The organism is Enterobacter cloacae complex sp. 370H10 (assembly GCF_050031535.1).
GTDB classification, from domain to species: Bacteria; Pseudomonadota; Gammaproteobacteria; order Enterobacterales; family Enterobacteriaceae; genus Enterobacter; species Enterobacter intestinihominis.
On the sequence record NZ_JBLGWG010000001.1, the window covers coordinates 1,605,521 to 1,620,265 of the forward strand.

Sequence of the window (14,745 nt, forward strand, 5' to 3'; positions counted from 1 at the left end):
GGAGCGGTCATGAGCACACTTGAACCTCCAGCCCGCGTCAAAAAACCGGGCGGTTTCGCGCTCTGGCTGGCGCGCATGCAGATGGCGCATGGCCGCAAGCTGGTCATCGCCATGCCCTATATCTGGCTGATCCTGCTGTTTCTGCTGCCGTTCCTGATCGTCTTTAAGATCAGCCTGGCGGAGATGGCGCGGGCGATCCCGCCGTATACCGATCTGTGGGAGTGGGCCGACGGCCAGCTGACGCTGACCGTAAACCTCGGTAATTTCCTGCAACTGACCGACGATCCGCTCTATTTCGAAGCCTATTTGCAGTCGTTACAGGTTGCGGCTATTTCAACGATCTGCTGTTTGTTGATGGGCTACCCGCTGGCGTGGGCAGTGGCGCACAGCAAGCCGTCGACGCGAAATATTTTACTGCTGTTGGTCATTTTACCGTCGTGGACATCGTTCCTGATCCGCGTGTACGCGTGGATGGGGATCCTGAAGAATAACGGCATACTGAATAACTTCCTGCTGTGGCTTGGGGTGATCGACCAGCCGCTGACGATCCTGCATACCAACCTTGCGGTGTATATCGGGATTGTCTATGCCTATCTGCCGTTTATGGTGCTGCCAATCTATACGGCGCTGACGCGAATCGATTACTCGCTGGTGGAAGCTTCGCTGGATCTCGGCGCACGCCCATTGAAGACGTTCTTCAGCGTCATTGTGCCGCTCACAAAAGGCGGGATCATCGCCGGATCGATGCTGGTGTTTATCCCGGCGGTCGGGGAGTTTGTGATCCCCGAACTGCTCGGCGGCCCGGACAGCATCATGATTGGCCGCGTGCTGTGGCAGGAGTTCTTCAATAACCGCGACTGGCCGGTGGCCTCGGCGGTGGCGATTGTCATGTTACTGCTGCTGATCGTGCCGATCATGTGGTTCCACAAACATCAGCAGAAACAGATGGGAGACCACGGATGAACAACTTACCGGTAGTACGCTCCCCGTGGCGAATTCTGATCCTGATTATCGGCTTTACCTTCCTGTACGCGCCGATGCTAATGCTGGTGATCTACTCGTTCAACAGCTCTAAGCTGGTCACCGTCTGGGCGGGCTGGTCGACGCGCTGGTACAGCGAGCTGTTCCACGATGATGCGATGATGAGTGCGGTGGGGCTGAGCCTGACCATTGCGGCGCTGGCGGCGACGATGGCCTGCGTGCTGGGCACGATTGCTGCGCTGGTGATGGTGCGCTTCGGCCGTTTTCGCGGAGCAAATGGTTTTGCGTTTATGATCACCGCCCCGCTGGTCATGCCGGACGTCATCACCGGTCTGTCGCTGCTCCTGCTGTTTGTCGCGCTGGCGCACGCCATCGGCTGGCCAGCGGATCGCGGGATGCTCACCATCTGGCTGGCGCACGTCACCTTCTGTACGGCGTATGTGGCGGTGGTCATCTCCTCGCGGCTGCGCGAGCTGGATCGCTCCATTGAAGAGGCGGCGATGGATCTCGGCGCCACGCCGCTGAAGGTCTTTTTCATCATCACGCTGCCGATGATTATGCCGGCGGTGATCTCCGGCTGGCTGCTGGCGTTCACGCTCTCGCTCGACGATCTGGTTATCGCCAGCTTTGTGTCGGGGCCGGGCGCGACGACGCTGCCGATGCTGGTCTTCTCCAGCGTGCGCATGGGGGTGAATCCGGAGATTAATGCCCTGGCCTCCATCATCCTCGGCGTGGTCGGAATTGTCGGATTTATCGCCTGGTATTTGATGGCGCGCGCGGAAAAGCAGCGCGTGCGCGATATCCAGCGTGCAAGACGCGGCTGAAGGAATTATTATTTCCAGTGATGTGCCGCGTATGACGCGGCACTGTTTTTCAGGGAAGTAAAAACATTGGGATTCTTGCAAAAAACACGTCATTCGCACGCCCGTCCGAACGTCCCTGCGCTGGTGCAGGTGGCGGCGCTCGCCATTATTATGATCCGCTGCCTGGATGTGCTGATGATTATGAACACGCTGGGCCCGCGAGGCATGGGGGAGTTCATTCACCGCAGCGCGCAGACGTGGAATCTGACGCTGGTGTTTCTCAGCAGCCTGATGCTGGTGTTTATTGAGATCTACTGTGCGTTCTCGCTGGTAAAGGGGCGCAACTGGGCGCGCTGGGTATATTTTCTTACGCAGATCACCGCCGCCAGCTATCTGTGGGCCGCCTCGCTGGGCTATGGCTATCCGGAGCTGTTCAGCATTCCCGGCGGCTCCCGCCGCGAGATTTTCCATTCCTTAGTGATGCAAAAATTGCCGGACATGCTGGTGCTCTGCCTGCTCTATGTTCCCGCCTCCAGTCGGCGGTTCTTCCGCCTGCAATAATGTGTATAATCGCAGCCCTCGTGATTCTTAAGGTTTTCATATGCAGTGCGCACTCTATGACGCCGGACGCTGCCGCTCCTGTCAGTGGATAGAACAGCCGGTCCCTCAACAACTCACCGCCAAAATGGTCGACCTGCAACAGCTGCTGGCAGCACACGCGGTGGGCGAGTGGTGCGCACCCGTCAGCGGGCCGGAGCAGGGCTTTCGTAATAAAGCCAAAATGGTGGTCAGCGGCAGCGTCGAAAAGCCGCTGCTGGGCATGCTGCACCGTGACGGCACGCCCGTCGATCTCACCGGCTGTCCGCTGTATCCCGCCTCGTTTGAGCCGGTGTTTACCGCCCTGAAACCCTTTATCGCCCGCGCGGGGTTAACGCCCTATAACGTTGCCCGCAGACGCGGCGAGCTTAAGTACCTTCTGCTGACCGAAAGCCAAATCGACGGCGGGATGATGCTGCGCTTTGTGCTGCGTTCGGAAACCAAACTGGAGCAGCTTCGCGCGGTGTTGCCGTGGCTGCAGGAACAGCTTCCGCAGCTCAAGGTCATTACTGCTAATATTCAGCCGGTGCATATGGCGATCATGGAAGGAGAGAAAGAGATTTTCTTCACCGAACAGCATGCGCTGGCGGAGAATTTCAACGGCGTGCCGCTGTGGATCCGTCCGCAAAGCTTCTTCCAGACTAACCCCACCGTCGCCAGCGCGCTGTACGCGACCGCGCGCGACTGGGTGCGTGCGTTACAGGTTCATCACATGTGGGATCTGTTCTGCGGCGTCGGCGGCTTTGGCCTGCACTGTGCCACGCCAGACATGCAGCTCACCGGGATTGAAATTTCTGCGGAGGCCATCGCCTGCGCGAAACAGTCCGCCGCGGAGCTGGGGCTGACGAATCTGCACTTCCAGGCGCTGGACTCGACCCGGTTCGCCACCGGTCAGGGCAACGTGCCGGAGCTGGTGCTGGTGAACCCGCCGCGCCGGGGTATCGGCCAGGCGCTCTGCGACTACCTGAGCCAGATGGCGCCGGAGTACATCGTCTACTCCAGCTGTAACGCGCAGACCATGGCGAAGGATATCGCCAGCCTGCCGGGCTACCGCATTGCGCGCGTTCAGCTCTTTGATATGTTCCCGCACACTGCGCATTACGAAGTGCTGACGTTGCTCGTGAAATCTTAAACAAAATGTGAACTCTTCCCCCGCTCGAAATCAGGTAAGCTTACGTCATAACAAATGATTGAAGGCTTACCCATGAAGCAGATCCTGCTGGTAGAAGACGACCACGATATCGCTGCACTCCTGCGTCTTAACCTGGAAGATGAAGGCTACGCCATTACCCACGAGCCGGACGGGGGCAACGCCTTACAGCGTCTTGATAAACAGCCGTGGGACGCGGTGATCCTCGATCTGATGCTGCCGAATGTTGATGGTCTGGAGATTTGCCGCCGTATCCGCCAGATGACCCGCTACCTGCCCATTATCATCATTAGCGCCCGCAGCAGTGAAACTGACCGTATTACCGGCCTGGAAACCGGGGCGGATGATTATCTGGCAAAACCTTTCTCGGTGCAGGAGCTGATTGCCCGCATTAAGGCGCTGTTTCGTCGTCAGCAGGCGATGGGCCAGGCGCAGACGGACGGCATTATTCAGGCGCACGGTCTGACTATCGATCCGCTGGCGCGCACCGTGCGTCTTAACGGTCAACACGTCGATCTCACCCCGCGTGAATTTGAACTGCTCTATTTTTTTGCCCGCCATCCCGGAGAGGTCTTTTCACGGCTGGCATTGCTGGAGCAGGTGTGGGGGTATCAGCACGAAGGCTACGAACACACCGTCAACACTCATATTAACCGCCTGCGCATCAAAATAGAGAAAGATGCCGCCGAGCCGGAGATCGTTCGCACCGTCTGGGGCAAAGGCTACAAATTTGCGGAGCAGAATCATGATGCGTCGCTTTAGCCTGAGCCAGCGCCTGACGCTGCTGTTTACGGTGTTACTGTTGCTCTGCGCCACCGTCGCCTGTGCGGTGCAGCTCTACGTTAGCATGCAGTACGGCAATGCGATGGTGCAGCGTCTCTCAGGCGGGCTGGCGCAGCAGATTGCGCAGCGGGAAGCGATTCTGGATTCGCAGGGCAGGGTGGATCGCAGCGCCTTAAAGCCGCTGTTCGATCGGCTGATGACCTTTAATCCGAGCGTCGAGCTGTATGTTGTCTCGCCTGATGGCGATATCCTGGCCGATGCCGCCCCGCCGGGGCACATTCAGCGGCAAAAAATTGACCTCGCGCCGATACAGAATTTCCTGAGCGGGACGGTGATGCCGGTGTTTGGCGACGATCCCCGAAGCCAGAATAAGAAAGTCTTCAGCGCCACCCCGCTGCGACAGGACGGCGAGCTGAAGGGGTATCTGTACATTATTTTGCAGGGGGAGGAGTCCAACGCGCTGGCGGAGATGGCCTGGCACAAAGCGCTCTGGAGTACGGCGCTGTGGTCGATGCTGCTGGTGGCGCTGTTTGGTCTGCTGGCGGGGCTGCTGCTCTGGTACTGGGTGACGCGCCCGGTTAAACAGCTCACGCTGGACGTGGCCGGGCTGGAGCAGGACAGCATCAGCGCGATTAAGCAGCTGGCGGCCCAGCCGCTCGAGCCTGCCGGCCAGGATGAAGTGGCGATCCTGCGCAATACCTTTATCGAGCTGGCGCGCAAAATCACCTCTCAGTGGGATCGGCTGGCCGACAGCGACCGCCAGCGCCGGGAGTTTATCGCCAACATTTCGCACGACTTACGCACCCCGTTGACGTCGCTGCTGGGTTATCTGGAAACGCTGTCGCTGAAATCCGCCACGCTGTCGCCGCAGGAGCATCAGCAGTACCTCGCTACCGCGCTGCGTCAGGGGCAAAAGGTACGCCATCTGTCGCAGCAGCTGTTCGAGCTGGCGCGTCTTGAGCACGGCGGCATCAAGCCCCAGCGCGAGCGTTTTGCCATGGCTGAACTGATTTCCGACGTGGCGCAGAAGTTTGAACTTACCGCCCGCACGCGCGAGGTGAACCTGCGTATTGATGTGCCGGGGCGATTGCCGCTGGTGAACGCCGACGTGTCGATGATCGAGCGCGTGGTCACTAATCTTCTGGATAACGCCATCCGTCATACGCCGAGCGGCGGAGAAATTCGTCTGGCGGTCTGGCAGGAGAATGAACGACTTCAGGTCGAAGTGGCAGACAATGGTACGGGCGTAGATGCCTCGCTGCGCGACGATTTGTTCCAGCGACCGTCAGCGTTAAATCCTCAGGCGTCGCGGGAGAACCGTGGGGGATTAGGGCTGTTAATCGTGAAGAGAATGCTGGAGCTGCACGGTGGCGGGATCAGGCTGATGGAGTCCGTGAGCGGGGCGCGGTTCAGGTTCTTTGTGCCGCTATGAGAAATTGCCGGGTGGCGCTGCGCTTTCCCGGCCTACAGACCACCCCCGTAGGCCAGACCACCCGGCAAAAAGAGATTACTGCGGGAACCACTGCTCGCTGATTTTCTGGTATGTGCCGTCAGCTTTGATCGCTTTCAGCGCGCCGTTCAGTTTTTCCAGCAGGGCTTTGTTATCCGGACGTACCGCGATGCCGAGGCCGGTACCAAAGTATTGCGGATCGGTCACTTTCTCCGTCGCTGTACCCAGCTGCGGGTTGGTTTTCAGCCACTCATTCACCACCGCGGTGTCGCCAAATACGCCATCGATACGGCCATTTTTCAGGTCGATAATTGCGTTCTGGTAGCTGTCATAGGCCACGGTTTTCACTTCAGGATGCTTGTCCTGGAGATATTTCTGGTGCGTGGTGCCGTTTTCCATGCCGATGCGCTTGCCTTTCAGCTCGTCGAAAGACTTATAAGCCCCTTTCTTCGCAATCACTACCGCAGAGTTCGCGTAGTACGGGTCGGTGAACGCGACCTGCTTGCTGCGCTCTGGGGTGATATCCATGCCGGAGATCACCGCATCGTATTTTTTAAATTTCAGGGACGGGATCAGGCTGTCAAACGCGTGGTTAGTAAAGGTGCAGTCGGCCTGCATCTGCTTGCACAGCGCTTTCGCCAGGTCAATGTCAAAGCCGACGATCTGGTTGCTGGCATCCAGCGATTCAAACGGCGGATAGGTGGCAGAAACGCCAAAATTGATTTTATCTGCGGCGGATGCGCCTGCGGCGAAGGTTGCGAGTAATGCGGCCAGAACTAACTTTTTCATTGTAATGCTCCCGTCTGTCTTATTTATGCGCCGTGTCTGCGGCCTGGATATACAATGCCATTTACTGAATTTATATGCAATAAAAATGATTAAATATTACATTTATTGCAAAAAAAAGCGGATAACCCATCAGGTTACCCGCTCAATGAATACCGTTTTATGCAATGGCGTGATTAATTCCTGCGCTCAAACGCCAGCGCCTTACGCTCGATAAGACGCATCATCAGCGTCAGCAGACCGTTGACCACCAGATAGACCAGACCCGCCGCACCGAACACCATCACGTCGTAGGTACGTCCGTACAGCAGCTGCCCGTGGCCCATCACTTCCATCAGGGTGATGGTGTAGGCCAGAGAGGTGCTTTTGAACACCAGAACGACTTCGTTGGAATAGGAAGAGAGCGCACGCTTAAAGGCGTATGGCAGCAGGATCGCCAGCGTGTCCTTCTTGCTCATGCCCAGCGCACCGCAGGACTGCCACTGGCCTTCCGGGATCGCGCGGATCGCGCCGTAAAACAGCTGCGTGGTATAGGCCGCGCTGTTCAGTGAGAGAGCTATCAGGGCGCAGAGCCATGGCTCAGAGAGCAAATGCCAGATAACCGGATATTCCTGTAACGACGGGAACTGCCCTGGACCGTAGTAAATCAGGAAGATCTGCACCAGCAGCGGCGTACCGGTAAAGAGCGTAATGTAGCCACGGACAATCCACACCAGCACCGGCGTTTTCAGCGTCAGGACGATGGTGAAGAACAGCGCCAGGATCAGCGCTACGATGATAGACGCAACGGTCAGCGTCAGGCTGGTGTGCAGCCCTTTCATCAGTTCGGGTAAATAATCCAGCATCAGCCTGGTCTCCGTTCAAAACGCGTTGCGCGCAGATCAATACGCTTCAGAACGTACTGGCTCAGCAACGTGATCACCAGGTAGATAGCCGCCGCGACGATGTACCAGGTAAATGGCTCCTGCGTACGGGTGGCGATACTTTTGGTTTGCAGCATTAAATCGTTCACGCTGATCAGGCTCACCAGTGCGGTATCTTTCAGCAGTACCAGCCACTGGTTGCCCAGCCCTGGCAGGGCATGACGCCACATCTGCGGCATCACCAGGCGGAAGAAGATCGCCGCTTTCGACAGGCCCAGCGCCTGACCGGATTCCCACTGTCCCTGCGGTACCGCTTTCAGCGCGCCGCGCAGCGTTTGTGACGCATAGGCCGAATAGAGCAGGGAGAGCGCAATTACGCCGCACAGGAACGGACTGACGTCGAAGTTCTCAATCTGCATTTGCACCGGGATCTGCGCAAAGCCGAGATTAATCGTAAAGCCGTCCGACAGCGTTAACAGCAGCTGTGAGGAGCCGAAATAGATAAACAGGACCACCAGAATTTCCGGCAGTCCACGCAGCACAGTTACCAGCGCTGAACCGAGCCATGCGACAGGGCGCCACTTAACGGACTCCCACACCGCAAAGAACATCGCCAGTACGAGGCCGATAATCAGTGCACAAACGGCAAGGCCGACGGTCATCCCGGCGGCGCTTGCTAAAGGAAAAATTTCATTCATCAGGAATTACTTCTGGAACCATTTTTTGTAGATGGTTTCGTAGGTGCCGTCTTTCTTCACTTTTTCCAGCGCAGCGTTGAATTTCTGCTGCAGCTCGGTGTTGCCCTGACGTACGGCAATACCCAGACCTGTACCGAAGTAGTCTTTATCTGTCACCTTGTCACCCACGGCGGCCAGCTTGTCGTTCGCTTTCAGCCATTCAGTCACGACAGCCGTGTCCCCGAACACCGCATCGATACGGCCGTTTTGCAGGTCCAGCTTCGCATTCTGGTAGCTGTCATACGGCACGGCGGTGATTTCCGGGTGCTTATCCATGATGAATTTCTGGTGCGTGGTGCCGTTCTGCACGCCGACTTTCTTGCCTTTCAGCAGGTCAACGGAGGCGTATTTACCTTTCTGACCAATGAACAGCGCCGAGTTGTCGTAGTAAGGGGTGGTGAACAGAACCTGCTTTTCACGCTCCGAAGTGATGTCCATACCGGCCATCACGGCGTCGATACGGCGGAACTTCAGGCTTGGGATCAGGCTGTCGAACGCCTGGTTGCTGAAGGTACAGGTCGCGTCGATCTCTTTACACAGGGCATTTGCCAGGTCCACGTCGAAGCCAACAATCTTGTTGTTCGCATCAATGGATTCAAACGGAGGGTAGGACGCTTCAGTGGCGAAACGGATGGTCTGGGCTGCGGTAGCGGAAAGGCTGACGCTAGCAAGCAGCGCGGCAATCAATACTTTTTTCATTATAATTTCCCTAACACATCAGTGTGATAAGTAGTTTTTGAAGGCATCGGTTTGCGGGTTGGTGAAGCAGCTCGCATCACCTTGCTCAACGATATACCCGTTTTCCATGTAGACCACGCGGCTGGCGGTTTTGCGCGCCACTTCCACCTCGTGGGTCACGATGACCTGGGTAATGTTGGTTTCCGCCAGTTCACGAATGATACTCACGATCTGGGCAGTAATTTCCGGGTCCAGCGCTGCGGTTGGTTCGTCGAACAGCAGCACCGCTGGCTCCATCATCAGCGCACGGGCGATCGCCACACGCTGTTGCTGACCACCAGAGAGATGCAGAGGATAACGGTCGCTGTACGGTTTCAGACGCAGACGTTCCAGCAGCTTTTCAGCTCGCGCCATCGCCTGGTCTTTGCTTAAGCCAAGCACGCGGCACGGGGCTTCAATCAGGTTTTGCACCACCGTCAGATGCGGCCAGAGATTATATTGCTGGAAAACCATGCCCACGTTTTGACGCAGTTCACGAATCGCTTTATCAGAAGGGGTTTTCGCGAAGTCAAAATGGTTACCGGCGATGGCCAGCGTTCCCGAACGGGGCATTTCAAGCAGATTTAAAACACGCAGAAGGGAGCTTTTTCCCGCACCGCTTGGGCCGAGCAAAACCAGCGTTTCGCCCTCCGGGCAGCTCAGCGTAATGTCGGACAGCGCCTGGTGTGCGCCGTAGAAGCAGTTAATGCCGTTTAGTTTAATACTCATCGGGGCAGTCTTTACTCATCCAGGCAATCTATAGCAATTGAGGCCGCAGATAGTACCGTTGACAGAATAGTTATGCAATATTTCTGCGTTAAAAGTTAAATATAACCCGTGTTTCCTCTTAAACATAGCACAAAATAGCGACGGGAAAGGGGGGCGAGAATAAATGTCGGCATTCCGCATGAAATGCCGGACATTTTACGGGGTTAACGTTTATTTAACGTATGCGTTAGCGGTTCTCAATCGACTGGCGAAGGGTGCCCGCCGGAGCATGAACGCTGCCGCCAATGTAGCGCACATCATCTATTGCCCAGCACTGGCCTTCACGGATCATCAGCACCTCATCCTGCCAGGTTTGCGTCCCCTGGGTTAGCTTCACGCGCAGAGGAATATTCCGTGCGTCGGTATTCGGAATGGTGGACGCGCTGGCGACGTCGGCGCTGTCCGGCAGCGTGGCGCGGCTGGAGAACGGATCGGATGAAAGCAGCGCGTTTTGCTGCGGATCGCGCGAGGCGTCATTAAGCAGTTTCGCCAGATTATCGCTCAGGTACGGGCGCAGGGCGGTGAGGTCATTACCGCGATGCTGAATGCGGTAATCATAGAACTGTTGCGCCACGGCGTCCGGGCCGCCCTCAATGCAGGGGCCGCTGCGGGAACCGATATCCTTAAAGGCTGGCGTGACCGGCGTAGTGCAGGCGCTGAGCACCAGCGCGCAGGGCACTAAAAGCGTTAAAGCAGAGTAGCGCATGTTGATTTCCTTATTTATTAACTATCCTTTCAATCATAGCGTAACGAACCGATAATGCAGTTGCTAACGCATTGAACGCTAAAGACGGAGAGGAAGTATGCAATTTTCAACAACACCAACCCTGGAAGGTCAACCCATTACCGAGTACTGCGGCGTGGTCACCGGTGAGGCGATTCTGGGCGCCAACATCTTCCGGGACTTCTTTGCCGGCATTCGGGATATCGTCGGCGGGCGCTCCGGTGCCTACGAGAAAGAACTGCGTAAAGCGCGTGATATTGCGTTTAAGGAGCTGGGCGAGCAGGCCAAAGCGCTGGGCGCGGATGCGGTGGTGGGCATTGATATCGACTACGAAACGGTCGGGAAAGATGCCAGCATGCTGATGGTGAGCGTAAGCGGCACGGCGGTGAAAACCCGTCGATGAAGCGTTCGCTCTCAACCCTCCTGCTGGCATTGTTGCTGGCAGGATGCGCCTCGGAAGAGGGCATTGTTGATAAAGGCGCGTACGAACTTGATACGCGCCATCAGGCGCAGGCGGCCTACCCGCGCATAAAGGTGCTGGTGATCCATTACACCGCCGATGATTTCGACACCTCGCTTGCGACCTTGACCGATAAAAACGTCAGCTCTCACTATCTCATCCCCGCGAAGCCCCCAGCTCCGCAGGGCAAACCGCGTATCTGGCAGCTGGTGCCGGAGAGCGAGCTGGCCTGGCATGCAGGTATTAGCTTTTGGCGTGGGACCAACCGCATAAATGATACCTCCGTCGGCATTGAGCTGGAAAACCGCGGCTGGCGGAAAACCGATGGTGTGAAAACCTTTACCCCCTTCGAACCGGGGCAAATTGCGGCGCTAATCCCGCTTGCCAGAGACATCATCGCCCGCTACGACATTAAACCGCAGAACGTTGTGGCCCATTCGGATATCGCCCCGCAGCGTAAAGACGACCCTGGCCCGCTGTTTCCGTGGCGCGAACTGGCGCAGCAGGGCATCGGAGCCTGGCCCGAACCGGCGCGGGTGAATTTTTATATCAACGGGCGACCGCATTATCAGCAGGTTGATACCGCAGCATTGCTCGATGTGCTGGCGCGCTACGGTTACGAGGTGCCAGAAAACAGCACGCCTGCACAGCAAAAACGCATCATCATGGTGTTCCAGATGCATTTCCGTCCGCAGTTATGGAATGGCGTAGCGGATGTTGAAACCATGGCGATTGCCGAAGCACTTTTAGAGAAATACGGGCAGGGGTAAACCTTTGGCTTACCCCCAAATGAGTATATTTCCGCAAGTTTCTATTAGATTAATCCTAAGTACAATCTCATTTCATTTTTAGTTAATTGACTTAAAATTATTCGGATTTAAGATGGACACATAGCACGCTAAGCAATTTAGCGAATAAAAAACTTCACTCTTTTTTTTATTCTTGAGTTTTTCATCAGGAAAATATTTATGGTTCGGTATGAATGCCGTTGCCATGTTATTTTAAAATCACATCTTAAAACGGGTATAACAATGTTAAGCATCTATGGAAAAAAATTACGTCCGCAACATGAAATGGAAAAGATTATTTCTGCAACCTCATGCGCTGAAGAAAGAACGTTAAAAAAATGGCAGAAGATTTCCACTGCTGATTCCGGTTTAATTCATATTATTGTCAGCGGCGAAGTCGAATTTCGACGTGACTCTGACGAACTGTGCTTGTTCACCGTTACCGGGCAATGCATTTTCGGCCTGTCGTCGATGTATTACAACGCCACCCATATGTACGGCCTTGTTCGGTCGAATACGGTTGTTCGCTCGATCAAGAAAGAGGTCTTCGCCCAGCTGATGACCGAGAAAAACCTGTGGCCTGAACTGACAAAAGTGCTTTCCTGGTACATATGCCTGATGAGCAAGCGCGATGATATTCTGGTCGCTCGCAGCGCATATTCTGTTGTTCGCGAATTTTTATATGAGATCAACGACCTGATTGTACAGCATCAGCGTGATATTAACGTTTATGATTACATTCAGGAATACACTAACCTGGCACGTAGCACCATTATTAAAATCCTCTCCGATCTGAAAAAAGGTCAATATATTGTGGTGGAAAAAGGTCGACTGCTTAACCTCACCGCACTGCCTGAAAAATATTAATGCCTACTCCCGCCGGTCTCCTTTATCACTGAAAGGGGAACGGCTGTTTTCACTGTTTTTAACACTTGCTTGTGAATTATCCTGCGTTTCGTCAACCGGCGGTGCGGGAATTTTTCCTTGAGAATAATCCTGCTCCTGCTCTTTTAATGCCTGTTTAAATAATTCCGTTAATGATGACTCTTCACTGCTCGTGCTGGCGGGGGCGGTATCGTGCTCATGCGCCTCAGTTCCGGGTAGGGTATCCCGCGAGGGTTCTTGCGGCACCGCGCCGTCGGGCGCCTGCTGCCAGTCGGCATCATCACTGATGATCGGCAGATCCTGCATCGGTGGAACATCAACAGGCACTGGCGCAGCTTTAGGCTGCGGATGTGGGAACGGTTTACTCACATACACGTAGTGCATCTCCGAAAGCTGGGTTTCCGGTTTGGCAACGCTGGCGTTGACTGGTTCAGGCGCCGGGTGGCGCATGTTCCAGTAGACATGCATATACAGGCCGACAACCAGCATGGCGCAAAGGCCGACCATCCATAATGCTGTTTTGCCGAAAACGTTTTTCAGGCTGGGGAGGCGGTACGAAAACCAGACCGCTTCCCCGGTTGTATAGCTGCGCTGGGCCGCAAGGCAGATGGTCGACATTAGGCTTTCTTCTCCTGCATTTTTGCGTCCGGGGTAGTGCGGGTGGCCTGAATCAGTACGCTCGGCGTGCTGTTGGTTACGCGCATCAGCTGCATCAGCGTTTCTTCGCCGGGGATGCCATCCACGTGCAGATGCATTTTTTGCTGAAACTCACGGGTGCGTTTCATCATCTCTGCGGTCCAGATCCGGGCATGCGTTTCGGGCTGGTTCAGCGCGATGCTTAACTGCTGATCGAGCCAGGCCATGTCTTTGCTGTCGCTGGCCGCGCCGATCGCGTCTTTTCCTTCCGGTGTCAGGCGGTGCAACTGGGTGAAGTTGCCGGTCGCATGCCGGTTAAACCAGCTGCGGCTCACCTGCCAGGTCCGGTTATTCATTAACAGGTCAATTGATGTATCTCCGACCCTGGCGACCACCGCATAGTTAAGGTGACCGCTGGTTTTCAGTTCACTGACCCACGGATACCCTTCCTGCGCCAGCGTCTCCGGCGACGCGTTCCCCTGTTTACACATCAGGTTCACTTTAGCGGCATTCTGGCACAGCGCATCTTCGGCCGAGGCGTCATATCCCCACATCAGATAGAGCTGGTGCATCGCATCCGGCTGATTAACCATTTCATTGTCGATAACCGGCACCACGGGCGCCTCCGTTTTTCGCGTCGGCTGTTTCCAACTGACGGGGACCGGCAGCTGGATGGGAAGATGCCCGCTGATGGACGAGGTTAAATACCAGCCGCAGGCGGCAAACAGCACCGATGCGAACAGCCCCACGGTTGCCAGACGCTTACCGTGTTTTTTCGCGGGCAGGATCTCTCCCGCCGCCAGGCGTAAATGACGCGGGCTGACCTGCGACGCGCGTTCCGTCCAGGCAGCGAGCATTGACAGGTGCGCCAGTTCGTTAAGTTTGCTGATGTTGCCTTTGGTCAACGTGTGCATTTTGCGCACGCGGGCCGGCGTTAACGGCGAATTTTCACAGCCGTGTTCTTCGCATTGCGCCTGCACATAGCCCAGGAATTCGCGGCAGGTCAGGGGGCGCAGGACATGACGAGTGTGTGTATATTCGCGCAGTTCAGGTTGCTTAAGCAGGATTTCCTGATCCGCAGTGCCCGTCAGCACCACGGAGAGCCGGAAGTTCAGCTCCTGGGCTCGCGTGAGCAGCGTACCCAGGACTTCACGGCAGCTCTCTTTCATGGCTTCGGCGTGTGAAATCACCAGCACTCTGGTTTTCGCTTTTCCCTCGTGCCACTGGCGCAGGATGGCATCCACCGCCTGCAGGCGATTCTTGCTCTCTTTCGTTACCGGATTGAGCTTGTACAGCAGGCTACTGGCACTCAGTTTGGGAAACGCATTGATAACAAGGACGTTACTGTGGCGGGTTTTTAGCGCATCGCTGAAGTGACCCAGAAGCGGGGCGTCGTCGCAAAAGAGCCCGATAATTCCCGCCTGCTGGGTTTTCTCTTTCAACAGGTTGAACACATCCTGATGATAAGGCACCAGAAAATCCCCGGATAAACGGGCGATCGATCTGAATGGCGGATTTTTAAAATTAAAGTGGCTCTGATACATAACGACTTACCGTCTCTGATTAGGAATAGCAACAGCATCAGAAAGTAAGGTAACGCCCCTGAACGGTCAATTT

17 protein-coding genes are annotated in these 14,745 nt (G+C 55.7%); 9 read left to right on the forward strand and 8 right to left on the reverse strand.

The features are described from left to right. Positions 1-9: 9 nt before the first annotated feature. From potH to ACQG2Q_RS07850, 6 genes are all read left to right on the forward strand, one after another. Positions 10-963 carry a putrescine ABC transporter permease PotH gene (gene potH, locus ACQG2Q_RS07825; protein WP_017384875.1) on the forward strand — a complete coding sequence of 318 codons (954 nt, stop codon included), beginning with the start codon at positions 10-12 and terminating at the stop codon, positions 961-963. Next, the gene (gene potI / locus ACQG2Q_RS07830) at positions 960-1,805 is read left to right on the forward strand and encodes a putrescine ABC transporter permease PotI (protein ID WP_022647574.1); all 846 of its coding nucleotides are present in this window, start codon (positions 960-962) and stop codon (positions 1,803-1,805) included. The genes potH and potI overlap by 4 nt, the downstream gene beginning before the upstream one ends. A 42-nt stretch (positions 1,806-1,847) precedes the next feature. Beyond that, positions 1,848-2,345: a YbjO family protein gene (locus tag ACQG2Q_RS07835; protein WP_087878582.1), complete on the forward strand. Its 498-nt coding sequence runs from the start codon at positions 1,848-1,850 to the stop codon at positions 2,343-2,345. Positions 2,346-2,385: 40 nt separating this feature from the next. Then, positions 2,386-3,513 carry a 23S rRNA (uracil(747)-C(5))-methyltransferase RlmC gene (gene rlmC, locus ACQG2Q_RS07840; protein ID WP_063149649.1) on the forward strand — a complete coding sequence of 376 codons (1,128 nt, stop codon included), beginning with the start codon at positions 2,386-2,388 and terminating at the stop codon, positions 3,511-3,513. 72 nt (positions 3,514-3,585) lie between these two features. Beyond that, positions 3,586-4,293 carry a response regulator transcription factor gene (locus ACQG2Q_RS07845; RefSeq protein ID WP_063149658.1) on the forward strand — a complete coding sequence of 236 codons (708 nt, stop codon included), beginning with the start codon at positions 3,586-3,588 and terminating at the stop codon, positions 4,291-4,293. Next, positions 4,277-5,746, forward strand: coding sequence for a sensor histidine kinase (locus tag ACQG2Q_RS07850; RefSeq protein WP_032624570.1), 1,470 nt, complete (start codon positions 4,277-4,279; stop codon positions 5,744-5,746). The genes ACQG2Q_RS07845 and ACQG2Q_RS07850 overlap by 17 nt, the downstream gene beginning before the upstream one ends. 75 nt (positions 5,747-5,821) lie before the next feature. Here the strand turns inward: ACQG2Q_RS07850 and artJ are convergent, their stop codons facing one another. The 6 genes from artJ to ACQG2Q_RS07880 all read right to left on the reverse strand — a co-directional run bounded on the left by artJ (position 5,822) and on the right by ACQG2Q_RS07880 (position 10,341). Beyond that, positions 5,822-6,553, reverse strand: coding sequence for an arginine ABC transporter substrate-binding protein ArtJ (gene artJ, locus ACQG2Q_RS07855; protein ID WP_015571008.1), 732 nt, complete (start codon positions 6,551-6,553; stop codon positions 5,822-5,824). A 173-nt stretch (positions 6,554-6,726) separates the two neighbouring features. Then, positions 6,727-7,395, reverse strand: coding sequence for an arginine ABC transporter permease ArtM (gene artM, locus ACQG2Q_RS07860; protein WP_022647579.1), 669 nt, complete (start codon positions 7,393-7,395; stop codon positions 6,727-6,729). Next, entirely contained in the window at positions 7,395-8,111 is a 717-nt protein-coding gene (gene artQ / locus ACQG2Q_RS07865) for an arginine ABC transporter permease ArtQ (protein ID WP_003858367.1), read from the reverse strand. The genes artM and artQ overlap by 1 nt, the downstream gene beginning before the upstream one ends. Before the next feature lie 6 nt (positions 8,112-8,117). After that, positions 8,118-8,849, reverse strand: coding sequence for an arginine ABC transporter substrate-binding protein ArtI (gene artI / locus ACQG2Q_RS07870; protein ID WP_063849211.1), 732 nt, complete (start codon positions 8,847-8,849; stop codon positions 8,118-8,120). Positions 8,850-8,867: 18 nt separating this feature from the next. Beyond that, a complete protein-coding gene (gene artP / locus ACQG2Q_RS07875; RefSeq protein ID WP_262935140.1) occupies positions 8,868-9,596 on the reverse strand; it encodes an arginine ABC transporter ATP-binding protein ArtP in 729 nt (242 codons plus the stop codon). A gap of 226 nt (positions 9,597-9,822) precedes the next feature. After that, positions 9,823-10,341 carry a lipoprotein gene (locus ACQG2Q_RS07880; RefSeq protein WP_022647580.1) on the reverse strand — a complete coding sequence of 173 codons (519 nt, stop codon included), beginning with the start codon at positions 10,339-10,341 and terminating at the stop codon, positions 9,823-9,825. Positions 10,342-10,438: 97 nt separating this feature from the next. On the opposite strand from ACQG2Q_RS07880, the gene ACQG2Q_RS07885 reads away from it, so the two are divergent. From ACQG2Q_RS07885 to ACQG2Q_RS07895, 3 genes are all read left to right on the forward strand, one after another. Further along, positions 10,439-10,762: a heavy metal-binding domain-containing protein gene (locus tag ACQG2Q_RS07885; RefSeq protein WP_003858361.1), complete on the forward strand. Its 324-nt coding sequence runs from the start codon at positions 10,439-10,441 to the stop codon at positions 10,760-10,762. Further along, positions 10,759-11,589, forward strand: a complete 831-nt coding sequence (locus ACQG2Q_RS07890; protein WP_063163408.1) for an N-acetylmuramoyl-L-alanine amidase — start codon at positions 10,759-10,761, stop codon at positions 11,587-11,589. The genes ACQG2Q_RS07885 and ACQG2Q_RS07890 overlap by 4 nt, the downstream gene beginning before the upstream one ends. 261 nt (positions 11,590-11,850) lie before the next feature. Continuing rightward, positions 11,851-12,474: a helix-turn-helix domain-containing protein gene (locus ACQG2Q_RS07895; protein ID WP_199004797.1), complete on the forward strand. Its 624-nt coding sequence runs from the start codon at positions 11,851-11,853 to the stop codon at positions 12,472-12,474. 3 nt (positions 12,475-12,477) lie between these two features. On the opposite strand, the gene ACQG2Q_RS07900 is transcribed toward ACQG2Q_RS07895, so the two are convergent. Then, positions 12,478-13,110 carry a hypothetical protein gene (locus tag ACQG2Q_RS07900; RefSeq protein ID WP_052680851.1) on the reverse strand — a complete coding sequence of 211 codons (633 nt, stop codon included), beginning with the start codon at positions 13,108-13,110 and terminating at the stop codon, positions 12,478-12,480. Next, on the reverse strand, positions 13,110-14,672 hold the full coding sequence (locus ACQG2Q_RS07905) for an ExeA family protein (RefSeq protein ID WP_063150540.1): 1,563 nt from the start codon (positions 14,670-14,672) through the stop codon (positions 13,110-13,112). Before ACQG2Q_RS07905 ends, ACQG2Q_RS07900 begins: the two co-directional genes overlap by 1 nt. Between the last annotated feature and the right edge of the window lie 73 nt (positions 14,673-14,745).

Bases quoted from the DNA above. Each gene is read 5' to 3' on its own strand.
- potH (WP_017384875.1), top strand. From the start codon at position 10: ATGAGCACACTTGAACCTCCAGCCCGCGTCAAAAAACCGGGCGGTTTC.
- potI (WP_022647574.1), top strand. From the start codon at position 960: ATGAACAACTTACCGGTAGTACGCTCCCCGTGGCGAATTCTGATCCTG.
- rlmC (WP_063149649.1), top strand. From the start codon at position 2,386: ATGCAGTGCGCACTCTATGACGCCGGACGCTGCCGCTCCTGTCAGTGG.
- ACQG2Q_RS07845 (WP_063149658.1), top strand. From the start codon at position 3,586: ATGAAGCAGATCCTGCTGGTAGAAGACGACCACGATATCGCTGCACTC.
- ACQG2Q_RS07850 (WP_032624570.1), top strand. From the start codon at position 4,277: ATGATGCGTCGCTTTAGCCTGAGCCAGCGCCTGACGCTGCTGTTTACG.
- artJ (WP_015571008.1), bottom strand. From the start codon at position 6,553: ATGAAAAAGTTAGTTCTGGCCGCATTACTCGCAACCTTCGCCGCAGGC.
- artM (WP_022647579.1), bottom strand. From the start codon at position 7,395: ATGCTGGATTATTTACCCGAACTGATGAAAGGGCTGCACACCAGCCTG.
- artQ (WP_003858367.1), bottom strand. From the start codon at position 8,111: ATGAATGAAATTTTTCCTTTAGCAAGCGCCGCCGGGATGACCGTCGGC.
- artI (WP_063849211.1), bottom strand. From the start codon at position 8,849: ATGAAAAAAGTATTGATTGCCGCGCTGCTTGCTAGCGTCAGCCTTTCC.
- artP (WP_262935140.1), bottom strand. From the start codon at position 9,596: ATGAGTATTAAACTAAACGGCATTAACTGCTTCTACGGCGCACACCAG.
- ACQG2Q_RS07880 (WP_022647580.1), bottom strand. From the start codon at position 10,341: ATGCGCTACTCTGCTTTAACGCTTTTAGTGCCCTGCGCGCTGGTGCTC.
- ACQG2Q_RS07885 (WP_003858361.1), top strand. From the start codon at position 10,439: ATGCAATTTTCAACAACACCAACCCTGGAAGGTCAACCCATTACCGAG.
- ACQG2Q_RS07890 (WP_063163408.1), top strand. From the start codon at position 10,759: ATGAAGCGTTCGCTCTCAACCCTCCTGCTGGCATTGTTGCTGGCAGGA.
- ACQG2Q_RS07895 (WP_199004797.1), top strand. From the start codon at position 11,851: ATGTTAAGCATCTATGGAAAAAAATTACGTCCGCAACATGAAATGGAA.
- ACQG2Q_RS07900 (WP_052680851.1), bottom strand. From the start codon at position 13,110: ATGTCGACCATCTGCCTTGCGGCCCAGCGCAGCTATACAACCGGGGAA.
- ACQG2Q_RS07905 (WP_063150540.1), bottom strand. From the start codon at position 14,672: ATGTATCAGAGCCACTTTAATTTTAAAAATCCGCCATTCAGATCGATC.